This is a genomic window from uncultured Cardiobacterium sp. (genome assembly GCF_938028185.1).
Lineage (GTDB): Bacteria > Pseudomonadota > Gammaproteobacteria > Cardiobacteriales > Cardiobacteriaceae > Cardiobacterium.
Genome location: NZ_CALJAH010000158.1, coordinates 1 through 6,978, shown reverse-complemented (window position 1 = coordinate 6,978; position 6,978 = coordinate 1). Strand labels below are relative to the sequence as shown.

Genomic DNA, 6,978 nt, shown 5'->3' with positions numbered 1-6,978 from the left:
CCCTCCCCCGTGGGGGAGTGTCGGGGTGGGGGCAGGGATACAAATTCCAAAAGACGTCGTATGCCTTTGCCTGGTTTGGAAAGAGCGCTATTTACATACACCATCCCCGCTACCCTGTATGTAAATGCGGCACACGCCAAAGGCTGCATGGGAAGCCCCGCCGCTCAATCGCAGTCGCCCTTGCGCACGGTCAGGATGAAAATTTCCGCGCCGCCCTTGTCGGCGTAGTGGTAGGTGTAATTGAGGTTGCCGTCCAGCAGCGAGCGGGTTTCCGGGCTGTTGCACAGCCCTTTTTGCACGCGCCGGGTCAGCTCGCGCTGCCAGTCGGGCGGCAGTGCCGCGCCGTCCTGTTCGGGCAGGTGGTAGTAGTAAACGAAGCCGTCGTCGTTCAGGTCAATCTTGTCGAGGCGGGTTTCGGCATCGACCATCATTGGCAGTTTGGCGTTGGCGGTGCGCAGGATTTTTTCGCGGTCGGCGATGCGGGTTTTCGGCAACGGCGTGTCGGGGCTGTGCCGGGTGAAGAAATAAAGGGCGATGAGCGCAATGGCGACGTCGGCGAGGATGAAGGCAACGAACAGGGGTTTTTTCATGGTGGCTCCGGTTGAAGGGTCATAAGGCAGGCGCATTGTCGGCCATAAGCGCTCGCATTGCGATGAATTTTGACGCGCCGCGAAGTGCCGGGCATTCGCCGCAGACTTGGCGGTAAAATCGCGCCATCGCTGTTTACGACACACGCCATCGCAATCTCCAAAAAAGGACTCCCATGACCCCGCAAAAAATTGGCCTGACCGCCCTCACCGCCCTCGTTTTAAGCTCGATGATTGGCTCCGGCATCTTCAGCCTGCCGCAGAACATGGCGGAAGTGGCGGGCGCGGAAGCGCTCATCATCGGCTGGACGATTACCGGCGTTGGCATCATCGCCCTCGGCCTTTCCTTCTGGTATCTGGCGCGGCTGCGCCCCACGCTTGACGGCGGCATCTACGCCTATGCCCGCGACGGCTTCGGCGAACTGGTCGGTTTTTTCTCCGCCTGGGGCTACTGGCTCTGCGCCACCATCGGCGTGACGGGTTATCTCGTCGTCGCTTTTGAGGCGCTCGGCGGCTTCACCGATGCGCCGGGGCATATCATCTTCGGCAAGGGCAATACGCTTGCCGCCTTTGTCGGCGAATCGGCGCTGGTGTGGGCGGTGTACTGGCTCGCCGCGCGCGGTGTCAGGGAAGCGGCGGGGGTCAATCTGGTGGCGACGCTGGTGAAAGTCTTCCCGCTGTTGCTCTTTATCGGCCTCGCCCTGTGGTTTTTCCGGGGCGACACCTTTGCCGCCGACTGGTACGGCGCATCGCTGCAAACAACGACGCTCACCCAGGTGAAAGACACCATGCTGATTACCCTGTGGGTCTTCACCGGGGTGGAAGGCGCGGCGGTGCTGTCCGCGCACGCGCGCAAGCGCAGCGATGTGGGGCTTGCGACCGTGCTTGGCATCCTGATTGCGCTCGCGCTCTACGTCGCCATTACCGTGCTGGCGCTGGGCGTGCTGCCGCGCGCCGAAATCGCGGCGATGGCGAACCCGTCGATGGCGGGGGTGTTGCAGGCGATGATGGGCAGCGCGGGCGGCATCATCATCAGCGTCTGCCTGATTGTCTCGGTGCTGGCGTCGTATCTGAGCTGGACGCTGTACTCGATGGAAGTGCCGTATTACGGCGCGCAGCACGGCGCCTTTCCGCGCACCCTCACCGCACTGAACGCCAACGGCGTGCCGCACCACTCGCTGCGCTTCTCCGCCATCACCGTGCAGATTTGCCTGCTGCTGGTGCTGCTCACCGGCGAGAGTTACAACGCGCTGCTCAAAATTTCCACCTCGATGATCCTCGTGCCGTACCTGCTGATTGGCGCGTATCTGCTGAAAATCGCGCTGCGCGAACGCCTCGCGCCGCATATCGTCGCCGTCGGTGCGGTGGCGACGCTCTATGCGCTGTGGATTCTCTACGCGGCGGGGATGAGCTACCTGCTGCTGTCGGTACTGCTCTACGTCCCCGGCGTCGCGCTGTTTCTCTACGCGCAGACCCGTTTCCACGGGCGTTTTCCCCGGCTGAAAGCAGGCGAAATCGCGCTGCTGGTGTTGCTTTTGCTGTTACTCGCGCCAGCGGTGGGGCAACTGCTGGCGGCGTTGTAAAAAGAAAACCCCGTTGCGGCATAAAGGCAGGTTGCGGTAAAAATACTTGTATTTATACTGCGTCCAGCCTGGTCATCGACTATAGCCGTCCACCGAAAGCCTCATACGGTGTTGCGCCGCTAACCGGGCACCCTAAAAAATGGCGGAGCCATTTTTTAGGGAAACCCGCGCCGTACAACCGTGTACTGTCTTCAGCGGCGCGCCTTGTCTGAAACTTTCAGTGAACGGCTATACCATCAGCAACCCGACATCATCCAAAAACAAGGAGCCAAAAATGACTACCGCAACCGCAGAAGCACGCGAACAGCTTGAGCAAAGCCGACTGATGGCCGAAATTCAGAAAATCCGCGCCGAGGTGTATTTGATGCACGCGGAAATAAACAAGATGAAGACGGAAACGGAACAGACGCGGGAAACGGCGCGCAAAATCGGGATGGAAACATTTTTCTACCCCTTCGTCACCGGGGCATCTTTCTTTGCCGTAGTGGTCGGCGCAGTGGTTGCCGCGATGAAGCTGTTTATTTGATACGCCTGCACGTTCCGGCGGCACGGCAACTGCTGGCGGCGTTGTAAAAAGAAAACCCCGCTGCGGCGGGGTTTTTCGTGGGCGGTTACTGAATGATGCCGCAGGCGAGGCGGGCGCCACCACCGCCGAGCGGCGCGGGGTGTTCGGCGTAGTTGTCGCCGCCCGCGTGGATGATGAGCGAATGCCCCTTGATTTCGTCGAGCGATTTCAGCCGTGGCGCGAGTACCGGCACGCTGGCGTTGCCGTCGCCGTCCACATACAGCACCGGCAGATTGCCGAGGTGGGTGTCGTCTTCCCACGGCTGGCCGTGGCGGTCGGTTTTTTTCGGGTCCCAATGGCCACCGGCGGCGAGTCCCAAAACGGTTTTGCCGTCTTTTTCGCCCGCGTCGCAGCTGGGGTGTTCGTGGATGTGGAAGCCGTGCAGGCCGGGGGTGAGGTCGTGCAGCGCCGGGGTGAAGACGAGACCGTAGTTGCTTTCGCTGACGGTGACTTTGCCCGCCGCCTTGCCGCCGTCCAGTAGCTGGATTTCGACGGTGAGGGTCTTTGCGTCGGCTTTGGCAGCGCCGTGGTCATGCGCCTGGGCGATTACGGCGGCGCAAAGGGCGAGGGTGAGCAAGGTTTTTTTCATGGATACTCCGGTTAGGTTGTGTTGGAGCTTGGATTCTACCCGTTTGATATTCGGTATTTTTTATTTCGTTGTGCGCGGCGGGCGGCTCATGCCCACACCACCAGCAGCGCGGCGATGACAATCAGTGCGAGGCCGAGGCCGTCCTGTTTTTGCAGTTTTTCCCGGAAGTAGCAGATGGAGATGGCGAGCATGAACAGCACTTCGATTTGGCCGACGGTTTTGACGATGGCGACGTCTTGCAGGCGCATCGCGCTGAACCAGCCGAGAGAGCCGAAAAAAGAGGCGGTGCTGGTGGCGAGTGCCAGTTTGCGCTGCGCAAGGAGTTGGCGCAGCGCGGCGCGGTCGCGGGCGATGAGCCAGCCGAGGAGCAGCACGGTTTGCAGGATGAGAACACTCGCCAGTACCCACGCGGCGGCGGGCAGGGCGGGCAACGGCAGGGCAAGTGCCGCCTGCCGTACCCAGAGCGAGGTCAGGGCGAAACAGAGGCCGCTGCCGAGGCCGAGCGCGAGGACGTGCGCGGAAAGCTGGCGCAGGCTGGCGCCGCTCAGGATGAAGACGGCAACCGCGCCGGTGAGGACGCCGAGCCAGCCCGCCGCGCTCAAATGCGTGCTGAAGCAGGCGACGCCGAGGATGGCGGCGAGGATGGCTTCGCTACGCGCCAGGCCGACGCCGATGGCGTAATTTTTCCGGCGGAACAGTTGCACCAGCAGCGCCGTCGCCGCGATTTGCGCGCTGGCCGCGCCGCCGATGTAACCGCACCACGCCGGGGTGAAGGCGGGTCGCGGCAGGGTGGCGTCTTGCAGGTAATAGTGACCAAGCCAGAGGAGCGCCAGCGGCCAGGCGAAGAGGAAACGCGCCAGCGTCACGCCCAGCACCGGCGCGTGTTGGCTGAGCTGCTTCTGGAAGGCGTTGCGCCACGCCTGCATGAAGGCGGCGAACAGGGTGAGGACAAGCCAGTGCATGATTTATGCCTCGCGGTGCGGGCAACGCTCGCAGCAGTCGCATTCGATAAAAATGCGGCAGAGCCGTGCTTCCTGCGCGTGCAGGCGGGTGCGCAGACGGCGTTTCAGCTCGCACAAACTCTCAATCGTCTGCCCCTTGCCGACGAGCAGGCGCAGGTCAATGTGGTATTCGCTGCCCAGTTTGCGCACCAGGCATTCCTGCACCGCGTGCACGCCCGGCTCGGCGGTGGCCGTGGCTTCGATGCGCTGGCGCAGTTCGCCGAAGCGGTCTTCGTCCATGATGTCGGCCAGCGCCGGGCGGAAGATGCGCCAGGCGTTGTAGGTGATGATGGCGGCCGCGACCAGCGCCGCCCAGTCGTCCGCACTTTCCCAGCCCTTGCCCATCAGCAGCGAGACACTGATGCCGAGGAAGGCGGCGAACGAGGTCAGCGCGTCGCTGCGGTGGTGCCACGCCTCCGCTTCCAGCGCACCGCTCGCCGTTTCGCCGCTTTTGCGCTGGTAGTAGCGGAACAGCCCTTCCTTGATGGCGACCACGGCGATGAGGACGACGAGGGTAAACGGCGCCGGGTTTTTGTGCGGGGTGATGATGTGGGCGATGCTTTTGTAGGCGATGATGCCCGCCGAGGCGAGGAGGAAGGCGACGGTGATGAAGGTGGCAAGCGACTCGGCGCGGCCATGACCGTAGGGGTGGTTGGCGTCCGGCGGCTGGTTGGCGACGCGCAGGCCGAGATAGAGCAAGAGCGAGGAGAAAACGTCGGTGGTGGATTCGATGGCATCGGCTATCAGCGCGTAGGAATGGCCGGCGACACCGGCGACGCCCTTGACCAGGGCGAGGATGATGTTGCCGAGGACGCCGAGGAGGACAACTTTCGCGGTTTGCGCCTCATGTGGCGCGGTGGGTGTGGGCATGGGAATGTGCGGGTTCAAACGGGCGCGTATTGTGCCGCAATTGCGGCGCGGCGGGGTATGGATTTTAAGTTTCGGGACTAAAGCCGATTATTTTTAATTGCGGATCGTCATCCGCCCAACAGGTACGGCGAAGACTCTTTTTCAGAAAGGATTCTGGCAAATTGCGTAGCGGATTACCGCTGACATTGAGATAGCGCAAATTTTGTTCCAGCGTGTCGCTTTCGGGCGGAAATTCGCCGATTCTATTTCCCGCCAGTGCGAGTGTATGCAGATTTTTTAGCCGTGCAATGCCGGGAGGCAACGCGGTGAGTTGGCTATATCCCAGGTCAAGCGATTTTAATTCGCTTAATACCAGCAGGGATTGCGGAAATTGGCATAAATTATTACAGGAAAAATCCAGAGTTCTTAATCCCGGCAGCTTGCCAATTTCTTCCGGGAAAGATGTAAATTTTCCATGAGATAAATCCAGTATTTCCAGCGCTTGCAAGGCAGCGAATGTAGCGGGCAGGGATTCCAGTTGGCTATGAGAGAGTGTCAGCTTCTTCAGGTGGTGGAGTTCCCCTATGGCAGCTGGCAAAGTTTTTAATTGCGGATTATTATCCAAATGGAGCGCTTGCAGGTGTGGCAAATGACCTATCGCATCGGGCAGTGCTGTAAAGGCATTGCCGCATAGCGACAGCTCTTCCAAAAATTTCAACATGGAAAAATGCGCGGGCAGGGTATCGAGGCGGTTATTGTCCAAATGCAATTCTTCCAGGCGGGAAAGACAGACTATTTCGGCAGGAAGCGTGGTGATTTGCGTATTCTTGATGTGAAGTCGCTGCAGCTTCGTCAGTTGCCCGATTTCCGGCGGCAGGGCCGTGATATTTCTCCCGCGGATATAGAGTTCTTCCACATTGCCGAATAACGCAATGGCAGGCGGAATGGCCGTAATACGGTCGTCGTTAATGGTGCACCATTCCACCATAGGATAATAATTTTTCGGATAATTGCGCGGATTCGTTGGCCCGTCTTTCAGACGAACAGAAAACCGTATATCTTTAAGCACGCTTTTGCGTTCAAAGAACAAATCCCGGAAATACCTTGCGAGATCAGAAAACAGCATATTTGACTCCTTTGCAGCGCTAACGGCGCATATTGTGCCGCAATCGCGGCGCGGCGAGGTACGGAAAGCGGCGGGCGCGCTATACTGCCGCCTCCTTTAAGCCACCGGAGACTGCCATGACCTTCCGCAAAACCCCACCTGAAGCCGCCGACCGTGACCATCTGCAAGCCGCCATTGCCAGCGGCAGCCTGCCCTTCCCGCTGGATGCCCTGCCTGAGGAATGGTGGGCGGATGCCGACCGCGACGCTGCCCTGTGGGCGACCCCCGCCGCCGATAGCGCGCCGCGTGATTTCCTCTGGCACTACTACCTGCGCGCGGGCGGACGCTATTTCCGCTTCCTGCTGCAACCGGAGCCGTTGCCGTCGGCACGCATCACCCTGTACAAGCTGAAGGAAGCCGTGCCTGCCGCCGATGAAGCAGTCATCTCCGTGCTGAAAGCGGCGCTTGTCAGCAAGACGGCGAGCGGCGAACACGAGGCGTTTTTCAATTTCTGAAAGCGCGCGGTGCAAAAAAGCCGGTCATGATGACCGGCTTTTTGTTGCCTGCTGCTTCGGCGGGATGCGCGGGTTGGGCTGCCTGGTCAGAGCCCGGCAGCCCGCCTACGGAAATGTTAAGGTTTATTCGCAATTAACTTAACATTTATATGGGGGCCAATATGCCGCAACACCCCAAAACCCT

Annotated in this window: 8 protein-coding genes; 3 read left to right on the top strand and 5 right to left on the bottom strand. The window is 60.4% G+C overall.

Annotated features, from left to right (window positions below):
• Positions 1 to 164: 164 nt before the first annotated feature.
• Complete coding sequence (locus tag Q0349_RS04775) at positions 165 to 590, bottom strand: hypothetical protein (protein ID WP_298079737.1); 426 nt, start codon at positions 588 to 590, stop codon at positions 165 to 167.
• 173 nt (positions 591 to 763) lie between these two features.
• Between Q0349_RS04775 and Q0349_RS04770 the strand changes: the two genes are divergently transcribed.
• Positions 764 to 2,170 (top strand): basic amino acid/polyamine antiporter, encoded by a 1,407-nt coding sequence (locus tag Q0349_RS04770; RefSeq protein ID WP_298079736.1) that lies wholly within the window; start codon positions 764 to 766, stop codon positions 2,168 to 2,170.
• 274 nt (positions 2,171 to 2,444) lie between these two features.
• Positions 2,445 to 2,696, top strand: a complete 252-nt coding sequence (locus Q0349_RS04765; RefSeq protein ID WP_298079735.1) for a hypothetical protein — start codon at positions 2,445 to 2,447, stop codon at positions 2,694 to 2,696.
• 85 nt (positions 2,697 to 2,781) lie between these two features.
• On the opposite strand, the gene sodC is transcribed toward Q0349_RS04765, so the two are convergent.
• The 4 genes from sodC to Q0349_RS04745 form a co-directional block, all read right to left on the bottom strand.
• Positions 2,782 to 3,324 (bottom strand): superoxide dismutase [Cu-Zn] SodC, encoded by a 543-nt coding sequence (gene sodC / locus Q0349_RS04760; protein WP_298079734.1) that lies wholly within the window; start codon positions 3,322 to 3,324, stop codon positions 2,782 to 2,784.
• Positions 3,325 to 3,410: 86 nt separating this feature from the next.
• Positions 3,411 to 4,286: a DMT family transporter gene (locus tag Q0349_RS04755; RefSeq protein WP_298079733.1), complete on the bottom strand. Its 876-nt coding sequence runs from the start codon at positions 4,284 to 4,286 to the stop codon at positions 3,411 to 3,413.
• A 3-nt stretch (positions 4,287 to 4,289) separates the two neighbouring features.
• Positions 4,290 to 5,195 carry a cation diffusion facilitator family transporter gene (locus tag Q0349_RS04750; RefSeq protein ID WP_298079732.1) on the bottom strand — a complete coding sequence of 302 codons (906 nt, stop codon included), beginning with the start codon at positions 5,193 to 5,195 and terminating at the stop codon, positions 4,290 to 4,292.
• Positions 5,196 to 5,259: 64 nt separating this feature from the next.
• On the bottom strand, positions 5,260 to 6,300 hold the full coding sequence (locus Q0349_RS04745) for a leucine-rich repeat domain-containing protein (protein WP_298079731.1): 1,041 nt from the start codon (positions 6,298 to 6,300) through the stop codon (positions 5,260 to 5,262).
• A 116-nt stretch (positions 6,301 to 6,416) separates the two neighbouring features.
• Here Q0349_RS04745 and Q0349_RS04740 point away from each other — a divergent pair, with 116 nt between their 5' ends.
• Positions 6,417 to 6,794: a hypothetical protein gene (locus Q0349_RS04740; RefSeq protein WP_298079730.1), complete on the top strand. Its 378-nt coding sequence runs from the start codon at positions 6,417 to 6,419 to the stop codon at positions 6,792 to 6,794.
• The last annotated feature ends 184 nt before the right edge of the window (positions 6,795 to 6,978 follow it).

Bases quoted from the DNA above. Each gene is read 5' to 3' on its own strand.
- Q0349_RS04775 (WP_298079737.1), bottom strand. From the start codon at position 590: ATGAAAAAACCCCTGTTCGTTGCCTTCATCCTCGCCGACGTCGCCATT.
- Q0349_RS04770 (WP_298079736.1), top strand. From the start codon at position 764: ATGACCCCGCAAAAAATTGGCCTGACCGCCCTCACCGCCCTCGTTTTA.
- Q0349_RS04765 (WP_298079735.1), top strand. From the start codon at position 2,445: ATGACTACCGCAACCGCAGAAGCACGCGAACAGCTTGAGCAAAGCCGA.
- sodC (WP_298079734.1), bottom strand. From the start codon at position 3,324: ATGAAAAAAACCTTGCTCACCCTCGCCCTTTGCGCCGCCGTAATCGCC.
- Q0349_RS04755 (WP_298079733.1), bottom strand. From the start codon at position 4,286: ATGCACTGGCTTGTCCTCACCCTGTTCGCCGCCTTCATGCAGGCGTGG.
- Q0349_RS04750 (WP_298079732.1), bottom strand. From the start codon at position 5,195: ATGCCCACACCCACCGCGCCACATGAGGCGCAAACCGCGAAAGTTGTC.
- Q0349_RS04745 (WP_298079731.1), bottom strand. From the start codon at position 6,300: ATGCTGTTTTCTGATCTCGCAAGGTATTTCCGGGATTTGTTCTTTGAA.
- Q0349_RS04740 (WP_298079730.1), top strand. From the start codon at position 6,417: ATGACCTTCCGCAAAACCCCACCTGAAGCCGCCGACCGTGACCATCTG.